The organism is Eubacterium ramulus ATCC 29099, from assembly GCF_000469345.1.
Lineage (GTDB): Bacteria > Bacillota > Clostridia > Lachnospirales > Lachnospiraceae > Eubacterium_I > Eubacterium_I ramulus.
In genome coordinates this window covers 21106-41715 of sequence record NZ_KI271183.1, presented here as the reverse complement: position 1 = coordinate 41715, position 20610 = coordinate 21106, and the positions used below count along the sequence as shown (strand labels likewise).

Below are 20610 nucleotides of genomic sequence, written 5' to 3'. Positions count from 1 at the left end.
ATGGAGAAAAGAGAGAAAGAGTATACGAATCTGGATCAGGAACGCATTGTTACCGTTTCTGATCTGTTGAAAGAAATCCTTCGCCGGATTGGACTGGTGATCATTCTTGGTATCATTGTTGCAGCGTTATGCTGTGGCTATAAATATGCCAAAGACAGCAAAGCTGCGAAAGCTGCAAACAGTGAAGATACGACTACGACTATCAAACTTACCGACAAAGAGCAGACGGATGTGAATAATGTCATTGCTGTTCAGGACAATATGAAAGAGCAGCAGGCATATCTGGACAATTCTGTATTAATGCAGATCAATGCATATGACGAGAGCCGTGTGACTTTGCAGTACCGCATCATTACCGGCGACAAACAGCTCAGCAAAGATCTGCTCAGTGCCTATGATAACTATGTGACAAACGGCAGTCTGGCACAGGATATGATCAATCACGGTATCGATATGGATTTGCAGTATCTGACGGAGCTGCTTTACTTTGAAAAAGATTCTGATAAAGATTCTGATAAAGATGAGGGAAATTCTGACAGTACTGTGATCACAGATACGCCGGCATTGACCTTTGAAATCAGAGTGATCCATAAAAACCAGAAATCCTGCGAAGAACTGGCAGCAGTTATTCCGGAGTGCCTGAGTGATTTCGAGCAGAAACTGCAGGAATCTACCGGTTCACATGAACTGAACCTGGTGGATCAGAGCTATGCGGAAGTAGTGGATCAGGGATTATGGACTTATAAAATTGACCGTGTCAATAGTGTTGTTTCCATGAAGGAACGTGTAGATTCTTTAAAAGAGAAACTCAGTGCAGATCAGGTAGCACTGGTAGAAAAAAATCTGCAGAAAGTAGATAAAAAAGATGTTGCCAAAAAAGAAGTTGTAAAAGCGCATATCAGTAAAAAATATGCAGTGCTTGGTCTGGGCATCGGGATTATTCTTGCAATCCTTTATATTGTAATTACTTACATCTGGCGCGGAACCATCAATAACGAAAAAGATGTGACCTATCTGTATGGTGTACAGCTGATGGGAACTTTAAAAGGTAAAAACAAGAAAAGTATGCTGCTTCGTCTGTATGACAACCTTCGGGGAAAGAAACCGGTGGACTTTTCTGTGGAAGAAGCAATCGTATGTGCAGATGTGACCGGTTATTGCAGCAGAAATCAGATTCAGAAGCTGTTATTACTTTCCAGTGAGGAAGTGACAGAGACCGCATGGATCGATACACTGGTGAAAAAACTGAGAGAGGCCGGTGTGGAGGCCACTGTAGAGACAGACATCTTATCCAGCGCGGCTGCAAGAGAAAAAGCGGCCGGATATGAAGTGGCTGTCCTGATCGCACAGGTCCGCAGATCTGCATATGACACTCTTGAACAGGAACTGGGCTTCTGCCAGTTACAGAACATTCAGATTGCAGGTGCGATCGTAACCGAATAAAACATTAGGATCACGCACCGGATTCGTGTGTGTTTGACCTGGATCTCAGAATGAGGTAAGAAAAATGAGAAGAATGCGGCTTCTGACCGGGATTTTGTGTCCTGGTCAGAGGGTGCATTTTTACACTTTAAATGACACGGACCACACAGATGTGACCGTGAGAGAAAGAAAAAGGAGCAATCAAATGTCAGTATATGTGATCACGCATAAAAAATTTAACATGATTCCTCAGGAAAATTATAAAGTCTTATTGGTTGGCGCTTACCGCGGCCATGTATACGGAGACTGTTTTGACGATGCCGGTGACAATATTTCAGAGAAAAATGCAAACTATTGTGAGCTGACCGGTGTGTACTGGCTCTGGAAAAATCTGCAGAAAGATGATTATGTAGGCATTGTGCATTACAGAAGACTGTTTTCCAGATCTTTCAGTAAGAGCAAAAAACTTTCGGACAAAGATATCCGAAAACTGCTTGGAAAATATGATATTATTTTACCGTTTAAACAGAAGATGGAGCCGAACGTGCTGGAGCAGTTCTGCCAGATTTCCGGTCTGAAAAAAGATATGGACCGTGTGCGCGGAATCATTGAGCGCCAGTGTCCGGATTATCTGAGATCCTTTGACTCGGTCATGACAGATACGGAAGCGTATCTGTTCAATATGATGATCTGCAGCAGAGAGAAGTTTAACGCATACTGTCAGTGGTTGTTTTCTATTTTTGATGAACTGGAGCCAATGGTAGATCTGTCAGAATACAATGATTATCAGAAGCGTATCTACGGTTTCATCAGCGAACGTCTGCTGAACGTATGGGTGCGTCAGAATGAGCTGAAGGTATGTGAACTTGGCGTAGTCAATACAGAAGAAGACTGGTCTGCGGGCAAGAATTTCCTGACCGCCTGCAAACGTGTTCTGTTATATCATCTGCGGTAAGAAAGGACTGGGAGCAATATGAAAATAGCAGCAGTAGTTGTAACATTTAACCGAAAAGAATATTTAGTAAAAAATATCGAAGCATTACTGGCACAGGTCAATGCACCGATGGATATCCTGATCATCGACAACGCAAGTACCGACGGTACAGAAGAGACGATTCGTCATTACATGGATGCAGGACAGATCCTTTATGAAAATACCGGAGAAAACCTGGGAGGCGCCGGCGGCTTTAACTTTGGTATCCGACGTGCTTATGAGGCCGGTTATGATGCGATCTGGATCATGGACGATGACACTTATCCGCATCCGGATGCACTGGAGAAGTTCCTGCAGGCAGACAAAGACCTGAACGGCATGTATGGCTATCTGGCAGGAAAAGTGCTGTGGAAAGACGGCAGCTGGTGCGAGATGAATACCCCGAAATATAAAGGCGGCATGGCAGAAGGCAAGTACAAACAGATCGTACAGTCTTCTTTTGTATCTATGTTTATTCCGCGCAAATCTGTGGCAACCTACGGATTACCGATCAAGGAATTCTTTATCTGGGGCGATGATGTGGAATATACGAGAAGGATCGCACTGCGGGAGCCGAGTTACCTGGTAGAAGACAGCCAGGTGCTGCATGATACCAAGAATAATGTGGGTTCCAACATCGTGTACGATGATGAGCGTATTGACCGTTATCGTTATGCATACCGTAATGAGATGTATATCGCATTGCACGAAGGATGGAAGCGCAGAGTTTATCAGCAGCTGAAGATCTGGTATCATATTGCGAAGATTCTTTTGAAATCTTCCCAGAAGAAGAGAAAGATCAGACTGATCCTGTCCGCATCCAAAGAAGGTAAAACATTTAATCCATCCATCGAATATATATCAGATGAGAGATAAGGAGCAGACAACTATGGAAAAGAAAGTGCGTGTACTGGAAGTGTTTGGAGAGCCAATCTCCAATGGCGGTCAGGAATCCTTTGTAATCAACATTGTGCAGCATATCAATCATGAACATCTGGCCATCGATATGTTGACCCCTTATTATTGTGATAACTCTTATTATGAGGATATCGTAAAATCTTTCGGCGGAACGATCTATACCTTTGGGCTGAGCTTTGAGCCGGGTAAGAGCCGTTTCAATATCAATGACAAGATCGATGCGTTTTTCAAAGAGCACCCTTATGATGTGGTGCATATTCACAGCGGAAGTATTTCTATTCTGTGCATTATGGCACATTTTGCAAAGAAAAACCATGTGAAGAAGATCATTGTACATTCCCACTGTGCAGCGGAGCACAAGACATTAAAATACCGTCTGACCAGGATGGCATCTTACCCATATATCATGAGTGCACCGACGGACTACTGTGCCTGCTCTGTGGTAGCCGGTGAGTGGAAATACCCGAAGGCAATCGTAGATCATAAACTGAAAGTTCTGAAAAACGGTGTGGATCTGGAGAAGTTTGCATTTAATGAAGAGACGAAGCGTGAGATCCGAAACAAGCTTGCGATTCCGGAAGATGCTTTTGTATTGGGACATGTGGGTCGTTTCAGTTATCAGAAAAATCATGAGTATCTGATCCGTATTTTTGCGGAAGTGAGAAAACGGAATGAGCACGCAGTGCTGATGCTCATCGGTGACGGTGAGAACAAGCCGGATGTGAAAAAACAGATCGAGGAGCTGCATCTGACAGACAGCGTCCGTTTCTGTGGTCTGGTAAATAATGTCAACGACTATATGCAGGCCATGGATGTCTTTGTATTGCCGTCCCGTTATGAGGGATTGCCGATCGTAGGTGTTGAGGCGCAGGCAGCAGGTCTCCCGGTCATTACATCCGTAAACGTATCTGAGGAACTGGAAATCTCCGATCTTGTGACATTCCTGGAACTGAAGGAAGATGTATCCGAGTGGGCAGACAAAATTTTGAGCTATGAAGGAAAAGAACGAGAGGATGCATCGGAGCAGATCCGTTCTCATGGATACGATGTACAGTTTACGGCAGATGAAATTGAGAAAATGTATCTGTCCTGATTCTGAAGTCAAAGGAGCATAGTATGGCAGTTCCGAATGCTTTCGATGAAAGAAGCATTCCGAATCTGCCCGGTGTAGAAAGAGGGGACATAGACTTGAATAAAACCGAACCAAAGACAGCCGTGAAAACGGGAAGAGTCCAATGGATCGATTTTGCAAAAGGAATTGCAATCCTGGCAACGATACTGGGGCATACGGCGGACGTCGGAAAAACAGGAAGCGATGTGCGGGCTTTGATTTTTTCCTTCCATATGCCATTGTTTTTTATCCTGTCGATTCTGACATATCGCTGCTCCAACTCTTTGGAAGAGTATAAAATGAAGCAGAAAAAGGCAGCAAAGCATCTGCTGGTTCCGGCGGTGGTCGTATTTGCCATCGCGACAGTGATTGAGTGTGTGCAGGATACGACATTGCTGACACAGTTTGAATACTGGCAGGAAAAACTGTATACGTTTATCATCGGCAGTGGTACCTCCGTGGAGTACAGTGGGATTTCTGTAGCCGCTTTCGGAATTGCCTGGTTTTTCTTTGCGCTGTTTATCGGAAGAGCGATTTTTGACTATATCCATCTGAGTATGAAGGAAGATTCCCAGATTCTGGTGGTATCCATGATCGTAGGTGCCATTGGAATGATCTGGGGGATGCTGATGCAGCTGCCGTTTTCTCTTGATATCGCACTGGCGATCATGCCGTTTTTCTACTGGGGTTATCGGATGAAACGGATGGATCTGACGAAGTCTCCATTGAAAAAGGCACTGATCTGGGGTGTGATCTGGATCGTGACATTGATGATTACCGTGCCGGACTGGGAAATACGGATTTATCTGGAGCTGGCAAACCGCCGCTATCCGTTGTTTCCGATCTGTTTTATTACAGCTGTGGCAGGAACGATGTGTATCAGCGAACTCAGTGTTATTTTCTGCAAAGCAAAACATCTGGTAAAACCAATCGTGTTCCTGGGCAGAAATTCTCTGTATCTGCTGTGTGTACACATTCTGGATGGCAACTGGGAGTCTGTGTGGCATGTGGAAGGACATCAGTTCCACACGGCCCTGCGGCGTTGTGTGGCAGATATTATCGTATTTCTGGCAGTGATGCTGGTGCTGACTGCCTGGAAAAAAATCCGGCGGTCCATACAGACAAAAAAAGCACAAAGCTGTGCATGATAGGATAATTGTATGAAAAAGAAAATATATATACAGATACTGGGTGTCATTGCCTGTCTGGCTGTAGTGGCGATGCATGTCAACGGATGCTTCTGGCAGTTCAGCTATGACAGGTACTGGATCACCGCAAATATTATAGAGTGCATCTGCTATTTTGCAGTGCCGATCTTCTTTATGATATCAGGTGCAACGTTACTGAATTACAGAAAACGTTATACCACAGCGGTATTTTTCAAAAAAAGATTTGGAAAAACGCTCGTTCCGTTTCTGATTTGGTCTGTGATTTCTGCAATCTGGTATTATATCGTATATCACGCAAGACCGGAGGGCATCCGGGAAGTGGTGGATGGAATTCTGAATACAAGATATGTGGATATTTACTGGTTTTTCCCGGCTTTGTTTTCCGTATATCTGTGTATCCCGATCCTGTCCTGTATTCCGGAGAAGTACAGAAAGCGGATCTTTGGCTATGCGATCCTGGTGTATTTTGTTTTGGAAGCACTGGCACCGCTTGTATGCAACCTGATGCATATTGAATTTAATGAGGGATTTGGAATGCCGGCTGTGGGCGGATATCTGATCTACACGCTGCTGGGATACTGGATCGATAATTATGAGTTGTCGAAAAAATGGCGTTGCGTTATCTACGCCGCTGCCTTGGGAGGTTTCCTCTTGATGCTTGTGGGGACACAGATTCTGTCCCTGAAGAACGGAACCGTGGATACAACATTTAAGGAGTATCGGAATGTTCCGTGTATTCTGTATTCTACCGGAATATTTCTGTTTTTTAAGAATATAAAAAATGAGAAAGCGTTGGGTTGCCTTGCAAAACTGACCGCACCATTTTCATCGTTGCCTTTTGGTATATATCTGGTACACTTCTATTTAGTACAGATGGTGGCAATCTATCAGATATTTCCAATCACCAGCATCAAGTACCGGATCTTTGGAACGATTGCAATCTTCCTGATCTCCGCGGTGACAGTCAGAATCCTGCAGATAATCCCGGTCATCAGGAAAGCGATTCCATCCTGATCAGGTGTGAGATCATATGAAATGGGATATTGGAATGCAAAGGTACACGGAATTGTGAAAGAAAAAGTCTGCGTGTACATGTAAGTAAATGGAGGAACAAAACATGAAATTAAAAAAACTCAGTGTCGGACTTATGACAGCTGTTCTGACAGCAGGATTACTGGCTTCTCCGGCCATGGCATCAGAAGTGACAGATGCAGCTGCGGTACAGAACGGAACCGTAACGGTACAGGCTGCCGCAACAGAAAATGGCACTGCCGGAACCGGAACATCAGATGATATTCAGGGAGAAATCAAAGACACCGGAAAAGATGACGGTAAAGGAGATACTGGAAAAGAAGATACCGGCAAGGATGACGGTAAAGGAGATACTGGCAAAGACGATACGGGCAAAGATGACGGCAAAGAGGATGAAGCTTTTACCGGTTTAAAAGAGATTGATGGTATCTGGTGGTATCTCACCGAAGGTGATGTAGATGAATCTTATACCGGTCTGGCAGAGAACACATACGGCTGGTGGTATGTAGAAAACGGACGGGTAAACTTTGACTATTTCGGACTTGCTAATAACGAAAACGGCTGGTGGTATGTCCGTGGTGGCGGAGTTGCATTTGATTATGTCGGATTCCAGGCAAATGAAGCCGGCTGGTGGCGCATTGAAGGCGGAAAAGTCAACTTTGAGGCAAACGGTCTCATTCCGAATGAAAATGGCTGGTGGTGTGTCCAGGGCGGCAGAATCAACTTCGATTACACTGGATTGGCTGAAAATGAAAATGGCTGGTGGTATGTCCAGGGCGGAAAAATAAACTTTTCTTACAGTGGTCTGGTACCGAATGAAGCCGGCTGGTGGAAAGTAACTAACGGAATGGTCGATTTCGGATTCCATGGCATTACAAATAATGAAGTCGGCTGGTGGTACTTACAGAATGGCTGCATCGATTTCGGCTACAATGGACTGGCACAAAACGAAGCCGGCTGGTGGAAGATCACCGGAGGCATGGTAGACTTCAACTACACCGGAATGGTACAAAACGAAGCCGGCTGGTGGTATGTAGCCGGAGGACTGGTAGATTTTAACTATAATGGAATCGGATCCAACGAAGCAGGCTGGTGGAAATTTACCAACGGTCAGGTGGATTTCGGATTTAACGGCATGGCGGGCAATGCCGCGGGCTGGTGGAAATTTAACGGTGGAAAAATTGATTTTACTTTTAATGGAATCGCACCGAATGAGAGTGGTTCCTGGTATTTCCGCGGAGGACAGCTTCAGTTTGGTTACAGCGGAACCGTGCAGTGGATGGGACTGAATTGCACGATCTCCGGCGGTAAATTAGTACCGGTGGGCGTTTCCGGTGCCATTGCTTCCAGGGCAGCTTCTGCGAATAGTGATACAAACTGGCTGATCGTGACAGATACCAACGCCTGCAGAACTGTTGTATTTTACGGTCAGAACGGCTGTTGGACAGCAGTGAAGAACTTGTCCTGTACACCGGGTAAAAATTCCACACCAACCGTAACCGGCGACTTCAAAGTAACCGGTCGTGGAAAATCCTTCGGTACCGATACATATACCTGCTGGTATTATACACAGTTCTACGGAGATTATCTCTTCCATTCTGTTATTTATAATCATGGAAGTATGAGCAGTATCCAGGACGGACGTCTCGGCATGAAACTGTCCCACGGATGTGTCAGACTTGCGATCAATGAAGCAAAATGGATCTATGATACGATTCCAAACGGAACAAGAGTCAGAATTTATTAAGCAAGGAGCGGCAAAATCTATTTCTGACAGTCACATCATTGGATATAGGTGAAGAAAATGAAAAGCATCGGATGTAATACCGGTGCTTTTCCTATTTATCTCAGTCGAGAAGACTCCCACTTCTGCAAGTGGTGAGTAATAACAAGTCTTTCTCAGTGGGAGTACAATCTCCGACTGAGATAAACGTTCCGCGAGGGCGCACATTGTCTGGGAGACAATGGTTTTGCGCCGACCGAAACGAAGTGTAGAGTGCGGTGATTCTGAAAAGAATATGTCAGCTTTCGCTGACCAGAATCACGCACCAAGTCTCACGTGCGTTCGACTTGAATTCACCCCAATTTCTGCGTATACTGTAAGAGTGACAGAAGTATAACAAGGGTTAAAAAAGAAGAGACGGAGGAGAAACAGGTTTTGAAAAAGAAAAATAATATGGTGGAGTTGTGCCGATTTCTAGCGTGTTATGTCATTTTTTCCTATCATGCAGGCGGAAGATTTACGACCGGATGGATTTTTGTGGAGTTCTTCTTTATGCTGTCCGGATATTTTGCCATCAAACATCTGGTGCGGATGGAAGGAAAGATTGAGAATAAGGCAACCTATCCGATTCAGTATACGATCGACAAATTCAAGCGTTTACTGCCGTATACGACCGTGGGATTTGTGGCAGACTGCATAATCTCTGCCTGGAAATATCAGTTTACAGGCATGGAACTTGTGAAATGGATCCTGTATCTGCCGGTAAATCTGTTCTATCTGGCAGGAACAGGTATGATGCCGGCGGATGTTCCTATTTCCGACACGGTACAGACTTCTTATATCATGGGTGGCGCCCTGTGGTATATCTGTGCGATGTTTGTGGCTATGCCGGTAATGATGTATCTGTATCTGTACCTGGGAAAGAAGATTGGTCCGTGGCTTATCAGTTTTCTGCCGATGCTGCTATATGGATACCTGATTATCTGTGATGGTACCGTAAATGGCTGGCAGGCGGACTCATCTACGTTCTGTCTGAACGGATCAGACGGTACCGTTATAAATCGGTTGGAACAGCATTACTTACACTGGCAGAATTGTCTCTGCTGGCATTTGTGCTGTGTTTTGCATGTACAAGTGGATTTTCTCAGGATGGCCTGCTCATTGGCTGCTTTATCCTTCTGTTGAGTCTGATGTTGTCCGGAAAATCACTGACAGCAAGGATTCGCTTGCAGCCACTGATATGGCTTGGGACGCTCAGCCTTCCAATCTACTGTATCCATGAAGCGGTGATCATCAGCTTCTGGGGATATGAGATAGAAAAACGGAACATGTTCCTGATTATATTTGTGGCGGCATTGATTCTGCACCTGATGGTAAAAATTGGAAAACCATTGTTTGGGGCACTGGGTCGTGGGTTAAAAAAACTATGCTGTTATCCGGAACAGGACGCGTAAATCTTTACGAAATTATTAAAAAATCTTGAAAAAATTCATAAGAAATTATATAATATTTATTAATGTGAATAAAAAAGATATTTAAAAATGAGGGGTTACCGCAAAGATGAATTTTTCAGGAAAGAAAGTAATGGCATCTGCGCTGGCTGGTATTGTAGTAGCAGGGATGCTGGTGTCACCGGCTTATGCAGGTACAGCAAAAACAGCAAAAACAGCAAAAACAGCAAAAACGACAAAGTCTGCGAAGTCTGAGAAAAAGGAAGAAACAAGGAATGGATTTCAGCTGGATGACAAAACCGGTGAATGGCACATGTATGTGGATGGCGAGATAGCCAAAGATTATTACGGAATCGATCAGAACATCTATGGATGGTGGCGGATCGAGCAGGGTGATGTCAATTTTGACAGCATGAGTGTGGAAGCAAATCCGTATGGCTGGTGGAAATTAAACGGTGGTAAAGTAGATTTTGATTATACAGGTCTTGCTGCAAATGAGTATGGCTGGTGGTATATTCATGAAGGAATGGTAGATTTTGACCATTTCGGTCTGGAGCAGAATGAGTATGGCTGGTTCCGTATTGAGAGTGGAAAAGTAAACTTTGATTTTAACGGACTGGCTGCCAACGAATATGGCTGGTGGTATCTGCAGGGGGGCAGAGTAGATTTTGACTATACCGGACTTGCAGCCAATGAAAACGGAACCTGGTATGTACGGAACGGTCAGATTGATTTTTCCTATAACGGTCATGTAAAAATCGATGGAAAACAGTATCTGGTAAAAGGCGGACAGGTTTCCCAGGAAGCGTATATATGGCCACTGGACGGCTACACCAGATTAAGTGATACATTCGGCGAGCGTATCTGCCCGTTCCACGGAAAAGAATTTCATGATGGAGTTGATATTCCGGCACCGGGAGGAACAAATATTATGGCAAGCGCTTCCGGCGTTGTTACAAAAGCAACTTACAGTTCAAGCTTTGGAAATAATATCACCATCGATCATGGAAACGGTGTAGAGACGATGTATCTGCATTGTTCCGCACTGGCTGTCGAAGAAGGCGATCATGTGGAGCAGGGACAGGTTATCGCGTATGTCGGAACCACAGGAAGTTCCACCGGCAATCATCTGGATTTCCGCTTTAAAGTAAATGGAGAATATGTAGATCCTTTGAGTATGGTACAGCCGTAAAAAAAAGAATAGAAGCATCTGTAACAGGATGATGATTTAGAGAACGTAAAACTCTTACTGTCAGAGAACTCTGGCGGTAAGAGTTTTTTTTGATAGGAATAAAAAACCACATATTCATGTAGTTTTTTTCAAAAAGAGATGCAGGTATAATACAGATAACAGATAGATGAGCTCAACTATCCAAAACATAAGGAAAGAGGTATAGAAATGAATACAACTATTATTATTATCGGATTCATTGCTATTGCTGTTTCGGTGATATGGGGAACGAAATTCAAAACAAATGTTGGTATTGCAGCGCTTGTGTTTGCATTTCTTCTGGGGTTATTCGGTCTTGGCATGAAAGCATCTGACATCTATGCATTCTGGCCGGCACGAACAACCGTACAGCTTATTATTGTAACGGCATTCTTTGGATTTGCGGTAGAAAATGGAACTATTGATTATATTGCGAAACTGGTCATTTACTGGACACGAAAGATTCCCTGGGCGTTGCCGATCGTGTATCTGCTTCTGAATTTTGCATTATCTGCGATTGGTGTATCTCCGCCAGCCGTAAACATGTTCCTGATCCCGATTTTTATTACCCTGTGTTACGCAGCCAAAACAAATGAACTGTTTTTATCAATCGGTTCCAATGCGGGTGGTATGTCGGGTACGTTGTGCTCAATCGGAATGGTTGGTATCATGCTTGGCGGTATGATATCCTCCGTGGATGAAGGTATTGATACAAGTGTTATCATCATGCATGTTTTCCGGACGGCAACGATTGTATTCTTTATTATTTTTGCAGTTTATTATGTGGTATTGAAGCTTTGGAAAATGAAACTTCCAGAAGAACTGATCAGAAAACCGGAAGCACCTACGGCAGAACAGAAAAAGAATCTGATTATTATTCTTGTGTGCATTCTGTTCTTGTTTGTACCGGCAGTGATAAATACCTTTGTGCCGAATCCGGTTCTGGCACGGATTTCAAATCTGGATATATCGCTCGTATATGCGGCTGGTATGATCGCACTGACCATTTTTAAATGTGGAAATGAACGTGAAGTTATAAAAAAGAGTATTCCGTGGAGTGTCATTATTTTATTGGGTGGAATGACCTGTCTGATGGGAGTTATGCGGACAGCAGGACTTGCGGATCTGATCGTAAACGCTGTATCAGCCGGTACTTCTGTAAAAATGATTCCAATACTCATTGTATTATTATCCGGAATACTGAGTCTGTTTTCCGATGGTACAAGTGTGGTTATGCCATTGATGATTCCAATCGTGGTAAGTCTTGCATCAGCAACAGGGATCAATCCTGCAGTATTGATTTCCTGTGTCTGTGTACCGGCAATTGGAATGGGCATGTCTCCATTTTCCACCGGCGGTGGTGTATTCCTTTCCTTTGTGCGTGAGGACCGTTTCCAGAAGATGATGATACAGTCACTGATTGCTGTATTGTGTAATCTGGGAATGATGGTGGCATTGTGTGCAATTGGAATTTTACGATAGCAAAATGTGAGGATTGTTGAAATGAAAATTACAAATATTTATGTCAGACGTTTAAAAAGCAAATATACCGGACCGGTGGAAGCTTATTCGGATACCTGCATTGTAAATGCTACGGATATTTATCCGGATTTTGTCCGGCACAGTGCGGCCAGCAGAGTGGCGATCACTCCGGTTCCGAATCCAGAAGGCGGTTTAAAGATCGTACAGGATTTCCTGTATGTGGAAACAGATGAAGGAATTACCGGTGTGGTTGGTCCGATTACGTTCCCGGGAATTACATACTATCTTCTGAACCATGTAAAGCATACTTTAATGGGACAGGATCCTATGAGAATTGAGTATCTGCATGACATTATGTATCGGATTGGACTGGATCAGACCGCCGGGGATCTGACGCGTGCGGTCAGTCATGCTGAAATTGCACTGTGGGATATCAAATGTAAGAAACTTGGGGTGCCGCTTTATGAACTTCTGGGAGGAAAAGTCCGTGATGGAGCACCGGAATATACAAATACAGCTGGATTGCCCCATGATGATAACATTTTGCTCCCTGTTTTAAAAGAACATACGGAAGCAGGATCACCTGGAGTTAAGATTTATTCCAAATATGGTCCAGTTCAGGGCAGAGAAGGCATTAAGAAAACCTGTGAAACATTAGAAAAAGTCCGTGCATGCATAGAACCTGACAAATTTATTGCAGTAGAAGCGGTATGTTGCTGGGATTACGAATATACGATGGAACTTGCAAAAGCGATAGAGCATCTGAACATTGCATGGCTAGAGGAACCGTGTCTGCCGGATCGTATGGATGAGTATGCAAGATTGAAAAGAGACTGTCCGATCGCGATCTCCGGTGGAGAACATGACACGAGCCGGTGGAAATTCCGACAAATGCTGGAAATGGATGCCTGCGATATCTATCAGCCGGAACCGGCTTGGGGTGGCGGTATCACAGAGACCATGAGCATTATCAATCTGGTGGGAGCATTTAACCGTAAAGTGTATCTGCATCAGTGTATTCCGAATGTGAATGCACATATCATGGCGGCAACAAATCCTGCAGTGGTACCAATGACGGAATATCTGTTGACGATAAACGAGGCATCTCAATATTTTCTGCAATATCCGTCCAGACCGCAGAATGGAAAAATCTATCCACCGGAAGTGGTGGGAGTTGGCTGCGATGTAGATGAAAGCAAGGTAGAGAATAGCGAGATCGTAGAATGATATAAGCATATTTAGCATACAGGCAATTTGCAGAAGTGAAACCGAAATAAGGTTCAGATATCAGATTATCCGAGCCTTATTTTGGTTTGTTTGTATATTGAAATATTGTTTTTTTCGGCTGGAAAGATTACAATTTTGTAAAAGGAGAGGTTGGAATGAATGCAGTGGAATGTTTCAGACAGGTGGCTGAAAATAACAGCGAAAAAAAGATTTTGTATGATGCGGGAAAGGAATATACCTATGGCGAGTTGGAAAGACAGCTGGATCAGATCTGTGCCCATCTTACAAAATCAGATAACAGGGAAGTCCTTGCGGTCAGTACATCAGATCCGGCAGAACTGTTATTATATTATCTGGCAGCTGTTGAGCGGCACTTATACTATCTGCCGCTGCCTCCGAATATGACCATGCAGGAAAAAGCGGAGAATCAGAAATTGCTTCAGATGTCAGGCAGTATGCCTTTTCGGGGATGTTCCATGGTTCATGTAGACAACCTGAAAGAAACGGAAGAAGAAGGAGAAATTATTTTCAGTACCGGAGGAACATCCGGACAGAAACGCTATGTGTGTATTTCCCATGAAATTTTATATCAGAGATGTATGGAAGCCTATGAATATGACAGAAATGAACCGGACATGGAAACATTGCTGCTTACACCTGTCTGGCGCTACCTCGGATTCAAAGAACTGCTTCGGATGGTATTAAGGAATCAGAGTGTAACTGTTGCGCCACATAAGGATATCGATGCGATGATAAAGACACTTCAGCAGCGTCGGATTACATATGTGATCCTAAAGTCGTCAATCCTATCAAATATTATTTACCATGAATCCTTTCGGACGGAGTATTTTTCGTCTATGCGTGTATTGCGATATTGTCAAGAGCCTATGCCGATGGAAACCCTGATCCAGATGCAGGCACTGTACCCGGATCTGCAGTTTTATTCTGATTATGGTTTGACAGAAACCGCCGGTACCATAGGGGTGATGGGACCGGAGATACACCAGAATGCCGGAGTGCGTCATCATATTCCTACGACAGGATCCTTTCTGGAGTGCGTAGAGGTTGCATTAAAGGATGAAAACGGAAAAGAGGTCAGCGGAGCGGAAGTAGGAGAATTATATATTCACGTTCCATATCAGTGTCAGAACTATCTGGGTGGCGATAGATTAGGCTACTGGATATCAACAGGGGATATGGGATGGTTTGATAGGGATGGATTTTTCAATCTGAGTGGTTTCCGAAAAAAAATACCGGGACAAAGTAGTGGAGATATGTATGTTCTTCCGGCCATGGCAAGGAAAAAATACGTGAGTATTCCGTTGAGAAATCAGCTGCTGACACAGAATATGGCGGCAGAATCTATGTTTCAGAATATGCTTGCGCTGATACATGCTTCCCTGAATGTAGATGAGATCAAACATTTTTACTTCGAGATTATACCACACATTGTAGATGCAGATGCGTATGGATTTGAATTGTTTCCGATTGAAATAGAATCTGCTGGATGGAAAAATGTTGCGGATCAGTCATGGTATCAGGATGCTTTCGAAGATCCGTATCAGCATGAAGTATATCTGGTGAAAGAGAGCAGAATACTTACCGTAAAAGAGATGGAAGCTATGTATTCTTCCGGCCTGGATTTTCTGTATCTGCCATTATTTTCCAGAAATGCACAGATGCATGGGACATTAATTTTTGCAAAAAGTAAGGAAAAAGGAAAATTTACTTCCAGGGAGATCACTCTTTTAAAACAGCTGTCCCATCATGTAAATCTGGCGGTTCTAAATGCGCGTATTTTTCAGGAAATCCAGACCAGACAGCTCATGCTGCAAAGTACGATGGATTTTTCAGAGACGGGAACGGCACTTTCGAATTTGAATGACACGATATATTATATGAACAGTGCGTTACATACAATGATAGAATGCGAAGATGTGAATCTGCTTCAAACCAGCAGCTTGCTGGATCATTTGAAAGAAAATATTTATCAGTTGAAGTACAGCGGGAAAGAGGAAGTGACAACATCCTTTGCCTGTTATTTTAAAGACAGTCAGATGCCTTTGCTGTTACAGATCCGATCTGTTCGCCTGAGTACAGAGAATGAGTTTGTGGCGCATTTTATATCCCGGCAGCAGCCCGAGGAAGAGATAAACTTTGGGGATCTTCAGCAGCGTCTTTCCAGGAAAGAGATTGAAGTTATGCGGTATCTGTGCAAAGGCATTATGTATAAAGATATTGCAGATGCAATGGGAATCAGTGTAAATACGGTAAATTTTCACATTAAGAATATTTATCGGAAAATGAATGTGAATTCGAGAAATGAACTTTTAAATGAGATTTTATATCTTGGTAGCAATGGATTACAGTATAAACCATTAGATGATTCCGTACAAAAACAGGAGATAATCTCAGAAAAATAAATATACCAAAAGTGAGAAGCAGCAGAGGATTACATGTCTGTACTTCTCACTTTTTATGAATTTAATTAATGACAGGATTGCACAAGTTCAATAAAATACTGATGGATCCGGGTATCATCCGTCATCTCCGGGTGAAATGCCAGCCCGATCTGGTTCTGATACTGGGCTGCTACGATGTGTCCGTCTACTTCGGACAGAATCGTTACGGAGTCTGTGTCTGCCATATTTGTATCATCTGTATTTTTAACATCTGTAATATACGGCGCCCGGATAAAAACCATCGGATAGTCTTCGATACCTTTGACATCAGCCGTGGTCATAAAACTGGAAAGCTGTCTGCCGTAGGCATTCCGTCTGACCGTGACCGGCATAGTTCCAAGATGCGGCGCTTCTTTTTCACCGATATTCTCTGCAAGCAGGATCAGACCTGCACAGGTGGCCAGTACCGGAAGACCATTTTTGATCATGGCTCGCAGAGGTTCCTTCATATCCAGTTTCTCCAGCAGCTGTCCCTGAACGGTGCTCTCGCCGCCGGGGAGAATGATTCCGTCGATACCGGACAGATCTTCTTTTTTCCCTATTTCGATACAGGGGATACCGAGCTTTACCAGCATCTGTTCATGCTCGATGAAAGCACCCTGTACGGCAAGTACGCCGATGGTCATTTCTATTTACCCCGCTCTTCCATAATGATCTGAATTTCACTCGGGTTGATACCCACCATCGCTTCCCCGAGATCCTCGGACAGTTCTGCAATGAGTTTGGCATCCGTATAGTTGGTAACTGCCTGGACGATGGCGGATGCACGTTTGGCAGGATTGCCGGATTTGAAGATTCCTGAGCCGACAAAGACACCTTCTGCGCCAAGCTGCATCATCAGAGCTGCATCGGCCGGAGTTGCTACGCCGCCGGCTGCAAAGTTTACGACCGGAAGTTTGCCGTTTTCGTGTACATACAGTACCAGTTCATATGGAACCTGAAGCTGTTTTGCTTCCTCGAAAAGTTCATCTGTGCGCATGGAAGTGATGCGACGGATATCCGCATTCATTTTCCGCATGTGACGGACAGCCTGAACGACATCACCGGTACCAGGTTCTCCTTTGGTACGGATCATGGACGCCCCCTCATTGATACGGCGGAGCGCTTCCCCGAGATCTCTCGCACCACAGACGAAAGGAACCTGGAACTGTGTCTTATCAATATGATATACATCATCTGCCGGAGACAGTACTTCGGATTCATCAATATAATCAATCTCGATCGCCTGCAGCAGCTGCGCTTCTACGAAATGTCCGATACGGCATTTTGCCATGACCGGAATGCTGACTGCTTCCTGAATCCCTTTGATCATTTTCGGGTCACTCATGCGGGAAACACCACCGGCGGCGCGGATATCTGCCGGGATACGCTCCAGAGCCATGACAGCGCAGGCACCGGCGGCTTCTGCAATCTTTGCCTGTTCCGGTGTGGTAACATCCATGATGACACCGCCTTTTAACATCTGAGCCAGGCCTTTGTTTAATTCATACTGTTTTTTGTCCATTTGTAAAATCCTCCATTCATTTTAATTAAATCTTTTTTTGCTTCTGCAATCCGTACAGTCTGTGATCGTTATGCTGTCTGAGTAATTTGTATCGTTGTGATTGCCTTTTGCTGATGCCTATTATATAATGGAACTGGTTATAAAAAAATAATCAAACTGATAAAAAAACAGATGTCAGACAGGAGGAGAAGCTATGCTGACATATGTCTTTGAACATAATAATGTACCGCTTTATGAGCAGGTGTATCAATGTATGAAACACGATATTATAGAGGGGGTTTTACAGCCGGGGGAGAAGCTGCCATCCAAACGGACTTTTGCGACCCACAATGGCATTAGTACCATAACGATTCAGAATGCTTATGACCAGTTGATCAGTGAGGGTTATATATATACCATTCCAAAGAAAGGGTATTATGTGTCGGATATCGAAGAAATAAAACGGATTCCGAAGGAGAGTCATATTTCACTGGATATCCGTGTGCCGGCGGAACCGGTGAAATATGACATTGATCTGTCGGGTAATAAGGTAGATTCGGAACGTTTTCCATTTTCTGTCTGGGCGAAACTACTGAGGGAAGCAATGTCCACTCGCAGCAGGGAACTGATGAAAGTTTCTCCCACAGGCGGAATTTATGAACTGAGAAAAGCCATTGCAGAGTATCTGAAGTCTTTCCGGGGGATGCTGGTGGATGCGAATCAGATCGTCATGGGAGCCGGAACCGAGTATTTGTATGGTATGCTGGTGCAGTTGCTTGGAAATAACAGGGAATATTGTATTGAAAATCCGGGATATAAAAAACTGGTACAGATTTATCAGCAGCATCAGATCATTTGTCGCTATGCGGACATGGACGAGGACGGGATTACCGTAGAAGGGTTGCGAAAATCAGGAGCTGACATTGCACATATCAGCCCGGGTCATCATTTCCCAAGTGGGATTACCATGCCTGCGCACCGAAGATATGAAGTATTGGCCTGGGCCAATGAAAAAAATGGGCGCTATATCATTGAGGATGATTATGACAGTGAATTTCGTCCAAATGGAAAGCCGTTGCCGACACTTTTCAGTATGGATGCCTGTGAAAAAGTGATTTATATGAATACATTTTCCAAATCATTGACGCCGACGATCCGTATCAGTTACATGATCCTGCCAGTACATCTGGCGAATCAATTTTACCGGCAGCTTTCATTTTATTCCTGTACGGTGTCAAATTTTGAGCAGTATACGCTGGCAGCCTTTATTAATCAGGGGTATTTTGAAAAACATATCAACCGGATGCGGCTTTTTTACAGCAGACAGCGGAAAAAGCTGATCGAGGCGATCGAGCACAGTTCTCTGAAGGAAAAATGCCGGATTATTGAAAATGATTCCGGATTACATTTCCTGCTGCATTTGCAGACTGAATTGTCAGATCAGTGCCTTTCGGAACAATTAAAGCAGCAGGGAATAAAAATGCGTCCGCTGTCAGAATATTTTCTGACAGCAGAAAACAGCCGGGAGCATTATTTTATTATTAATTATTCCAGCGTAGATTTGGAAAAAATACCGGCAGCCTGTGACAAAATTTACCGGTTGATATAAATAGGGTAGGAAGAGGTATAAAAATTGCAGATGTTCAGATAAAAAGATACTCTGATTGTTTGAAAGATGATTGATTTTCACTCGGTCAGAGTATTTTTATTTTATTTGAGTTATGGTAAAATAAAACGATATAATAAAACAAAGAATAAACAGGAAAATATACATATGAAAAACATATTGATGATAGGAACCGGAGGCACCATTGCCTCCAAGCAGACAGAATATGGACTGGCGCCCGGCCTTTCCGCAGAAGATATTTTAAATTATATTCCGGCAGTCAGTAAAATCTGTGAGGTAGATTCCCTGCAAGTATGCAATCTGGACAGCACGAATGTGACACCGGAGCACTGGAAACTGCTGGCAAAGACCGTGCAGGAAAATTATGACAGGTATGACGGATTTGTCATCTGTCATGGCACGGATACGCTGGCGTACACAGCAGCCGCACTGTCTTATATGATCCAGAATTCCAGGAAACCGATTGTTATTACCGGAGCACAAAAGCCGATTGAGATGGACGTGACAGACGCAAAAACAAACCTGCTGGACAGTTTCATCTATGCCTCTGATAACGATTCACAGGATGTCAACATTGTGTTTGACGGGAAAGTCATTGTCGGAACGAGAGCCAGAAAAGAGCGGGCGAAAAGCTACAATGCATTTTGCAGCATTAATTTCCCATATCAGGCGGTGATCCAGGATGGCATGCTCGTGCGCTATATCACAGAAATGCCATATACCGGACCGGTGCGGTTCTACTATGAGATGAAAAACAGCGTCTATGTGCTGAAACTGATTCCGGGCATGCAGCCGGATATTTTGCCATATCTGTTTGAACGGTATGACTGTCTGGTGGTAGAGAGTTTTGGTGTGGGTGGAATACCGGAGTCACTGCTGGATGAATTTTATACGCAGATGAACAAGTGGAAAGATAAGGGGAAAATCCTTGTCATGACGACGCAGGTGGCCAATGAGGGCAGCAATATGACGGTGTATGAAGTAGGGAAAAAGGTAAAATTGGATTTCAAAATACTGGAAGCTTATGATATGACGCTGGAAGCAACGATTACAAAAATGATGTGGCTTATGGGAATGGGAGATCAGACCTTTGAGGAAATGAAGCGGGATTTTTACCGGCTGGTGAACCATGATATTCTGTTTACGAAGCGCATGGAAGGAGAATTTCGCTAAAAAACAAGAATCACATAAAAGAGAATTAGCGAAAAAGCATTTTAATGATAATCTGCTATATATTATAAATGCAGAAAAAGATCGCGAAACGATACCGATAAAGATGAATGGACGAATGAATGATTGGCAAAAACAGTTTTCTTTGAA

17 protein-coding genes are annotated in these 20610 nt (G+C 43.8%); 15 read left to right on the top strand and 2 right to left on the bottom strand.

The genetic code is table 11. The features are described 5' to 3' along the window. The 13 genes from HMPREF0373_RS13785 (at position 1) to HMPREF0373_RS13725 (ending at position 16141) form a co-directional block, all read left to right on the top strand. Complete coding sequence (locus HMPREF0373_RS13785; protein ID WP_044964599.1) at positions 1 to 1443, top strand: hypothetical protein; 1443 nt, start codon at positions 1 to 3, stop codon at positions 1441 to 1443. Positions 1444 to 1627: 184 nt separating this feature from the next. Beyond that, complete coding sequence (locus HMPREF0373_RS13780) at positions 1628 to 2377, top strand: DUF4422 domain-containing protein (RefSeq protein ID WP_022035097.1); 750 nt, start codon at positions 1628 to 1630, stop codon at positions 2375 to 2377. Between the two features lie 18 nt (positions 2378 to 2395). Further along, entirely contained in the window at positions 2396 to 3271 is an 876-nt protein-coding gene (locus HMPREF0373_RS13775; RefSeq protein ID WP_021740372.1) for a glycosyltransferase family 2 protein, read from the top strand. Between the two features lie 13 nt (positions 3272 to 3284). Beyond that, a complete protein-coding gene (locus HMPREF0373_RS13770; protein ID WP_022035095.1) occupies positions 3285 to 4406 on the top strand; it encodes a glycosyltransferase in 1122 nt (373 codons plus the stop codon). A 23-nt stretch (positions 4407 to 4429) separates the two neighbouring features. After that, the gene (locus HMPREF0373_RS13765) at positions 4430 to 5572 is read left to right on the top strand and encodes an acyltransferase family protein (RefSeq protein WP_021740370.1); all 1143 of its coding nucleotides are present in this window, start codon (positions 4430 to 4432) and stop codon (positions 5570 to 5572) included. 12 nt (positions 5573 to 5584) lie between these two features. Next, positions 5585 to 6607, top strand: a complete 1023-nt coding sequence (locus HMPREF0373_RS13760) for an acyltransferase (RefSeq protein WP_021740369.1) — start codon at positions 5585 to 5587, stop codon at positions 6605 to 6607. 103 nt (positions 6608 to 6710) lie between these two features. Continuing rightward, the gene (locus HMPREF0373_RS17405; RefSeq protein ID WP_044964596.1) at positions 6711 to 8372 is read left to right on the top strand and encodes a L,D-transpeptidase; all 1662 of its coding nucleotides are present in this window, start codon (positions 6711 to 6713) and stop codon (positions 8370 to 8372) included. 411 nt (positions 8373 to 8783) lie between these two features. Next, entirely contained in the window at positions 8784 to 9533 is a 750-nt protein-coding gene (locus tag HMPREF0373_RS13750; protein ID WP_044964593.1) for an acyltransferase family protein, read from the top strand. Between the two features lie 41 nt (positions 9534 to 9574). Continuing rightward, positions 9575 to 9802 carry a hypothetical protein gene (locus HMPREF0373_RS13745; protein ID WP_147597900.1) on the top strand — a complete coding sequence of 76 codons (228 nt, stop codon included), beginning with the start codon at positions 9575 to 9577 and terminating at the stop codon, positions 9800 to 9802. Positions 9803 to 9908: 106 nt separating this feature from the next. Further along, a complete protein-coding gene (locus HMPREF0373_RS16155; protein WP_021740365.1) occupies positions 9909 to 10991 on the top strand; it encodes a M23 family metallopeptidase in 1083 nt (360 codons plus the stop codon). A gap of 207 nt (positions 10992 to 11198) precedes the next feature. After that, positions 11199 to 12491, top strand: a complete 1293-nt coding sequence (locus HMPREF0373_RS13735) for an SLC13 family permease (RefSeq protein WP_021740364.1) — start codon at positions 11199 to 11201, stop codon at positions 12489 to 12491. A 21-nt stretch (positions 12492 to 12512) separates the two neighbouring features. Then, the gene (locus HMPREF0373_RS13730; RefSeq protein WP_021740363.1) at positions 12513 to 13718 is read left to right on the top strand and encodes a mandelate racemase/muconate lactonizing enzyme family protein; all 1206 of its coding nucleotides are present in this window, start codon (positions 12513 to 12515) and stop codon (positions 13716 to 13718) included. Positions 13719 to 13873: 155 nt separating this feature from the next. Further along, positions 13874 to 16141 (top strand): AMP-binding protein, encoded by a 2268-nt coding sequence (locus HMPREF0373_RS13725; RefSeq protein WP_021740362.1) that lies wholly within the window; start codon positions 13874 to 13876, stop codon positions 16139 to 16141. Between the two features lie 65 nt (positions 16142 to 16206). Here HMPREF0373_RS13725 and pdxT read toward each other — a convergent pair whose 3' ends face one another. Both pdxT and pdxS read right to left on the bottom strand, forming a co-directional pair. Further along, complete coding sequence (gene pdxT / locus HMPREF0373_RS13720; protein ID WP_021740361.1) at positions 16207 to 16806, bottom strand: pyridoxal 5'-phosphate synthase glutaminase subunit PdxT; 600 nt, start codon at positions 16804 to 16806, stop codon at positions 16207 to 16209. 2 nt (positions 16807 to 16808) lie between these two features. After that, positions 16809 to 17684: a pyridoxal 5'-phosphate synthase lyase subunit PdxS gene (gene pdxS / locus HMPREF0373_RS13715; protein WP_021740360.1), complete on the bottom strand. Its 876-nt coding sequence runs from the start codon at positions 17682 to 17684 to the stop codon at positions 16809 to 16811. Between the two features lie 193 nt (positions 17685 to 17877). On the opposite strand from pdxS, the gene pdxR reads away from it, so the two are divergent. Both pdxR and HMPREF0373_RS13705 read left to right on the top strand, forming a co-directional pair. Beyond that, complete coding sequence (gene pdxR, locus HMPREF0373_RS13710; protein WP_021740359.1) at positions 17878 to 19272, top strand: MocR-like pyridoxine biosynthesis transcription factor PdxR; 1395 nt, start codon at positions 17878 to 17880, stop codon at positions 19270 to 19272. A gap of 165 nt (positions 19273 to 19437) precedes the next feature. After that, a complete protein-coding gene (locus HMPREF0373_RS13705) occupies positions 19438 to 20463 on the top strand; it encodes an asparaginase (protein WP_044964587.1) in 1026 nt (341 codons plus the stop codon). Positions 20464 to 20610: the final 147 nt, after the last annotated feature.

Coding starts and splice junctions, on each gene's coding strand:
- HMPREF0373_RS13785 (WP_044964599.1), top strand. CDS start 1: ATGGAGAAAAGAGAGAAAGAGTATACGAATCTGGATCAGGAACGCATT.
- HMPREF0373_RS13780 (WP_022035097.1), top strand. CDS start 1,628: ATGTCAGTATATGTGATCACGCATAAAAAATTTAACATGATTCCTCAG.
- HMPREF0373_RS13775 (WP_021740372.1), top strand. CDS start 2,396: ATGAAAATAGCAGCAGTAGTTGTAACATTTAACCGAAAAGAATATTTA.
- HMPREF0373_RS13770 (WP_022035095.1), top strand. CDS start 3,285: ATGGAAAAGAAAGTGCGTGTACTGGAAGTGTTTGGAGAGCCAATCTCC.
- HMPREF0373_RS13765 (WP_021740370.1), top strand. CDS start 4,430: ATGGCAGTTCCGAATGCTTTCGATGAAAGAAGCATTCCGAATCTGCCC.
- HMPREF0373_RS13760 (WP_021740369.1), top strand. CDS start 5,585: ATGAAAAAGAAAATATATATACAGATACTGGGTGTCATTGCCTGTCTG.
- HMPREF0373_RS17405 (WP_044964596.1), top strand. CDS start 6,711: ATGAAATTAAAAAAACTCAGTGTCGGACTTATGACAGCTGTTCTGACA.
- HMPREF0373_RS16155 (WP_021740365.1), top strand. CDS start 9,909: ATGAATTTTTCAGGAAAGAAAGTAATGGCATCTGCGCTGGCTGGTATT.
- HMPREF0373_RS13735 (WP_021740364.1), top strand. CDS start 11,199: ATGAATACAACTATTATTATTATCGGATTCATTGCTATTGCTGTTTCG.
- HMPREF0373_RS13730 (WP_021740363.1), top strand. CDS start 12,513: ATGAAAATTACAAATATTTATGTCAGACGTTTAAAAAGCAAATATACC.
- HMPREF0373_RS13725 (WP_021740362.1), top strand. CDS start 13,874: ATGAATGCAGTGGAATGTTTCAGACAGGTGGCTGAAAATAACAGCGAA.
- pdxT (WP_021740361.1), bottom strand. CDS start 16,806: ATGACCATCGGCGTACTTGCCGTACAGGGTGCTTTCATCGAGCATGAA.
- pdxS (WP_021740360.1), bottom strand. CDS start 17,684: ATGGACAAAAAACAGTATGAATTAAACAAAGGCCTGGCTCAGATGTTA.
- pdxR (WP_021740359.1), top strand. CDS start 17,878: ATGCTGACATATGTCTTTGAACATAATAATGTACCGCTTTATGAGCAG.
- HMPREF0373_RS13705 (WP_044964587.1), top strand. CDS start 19,438: ATGAAAAACATATTGATGATAGGAACCGGAGGCACCATTGCCTCCAAG.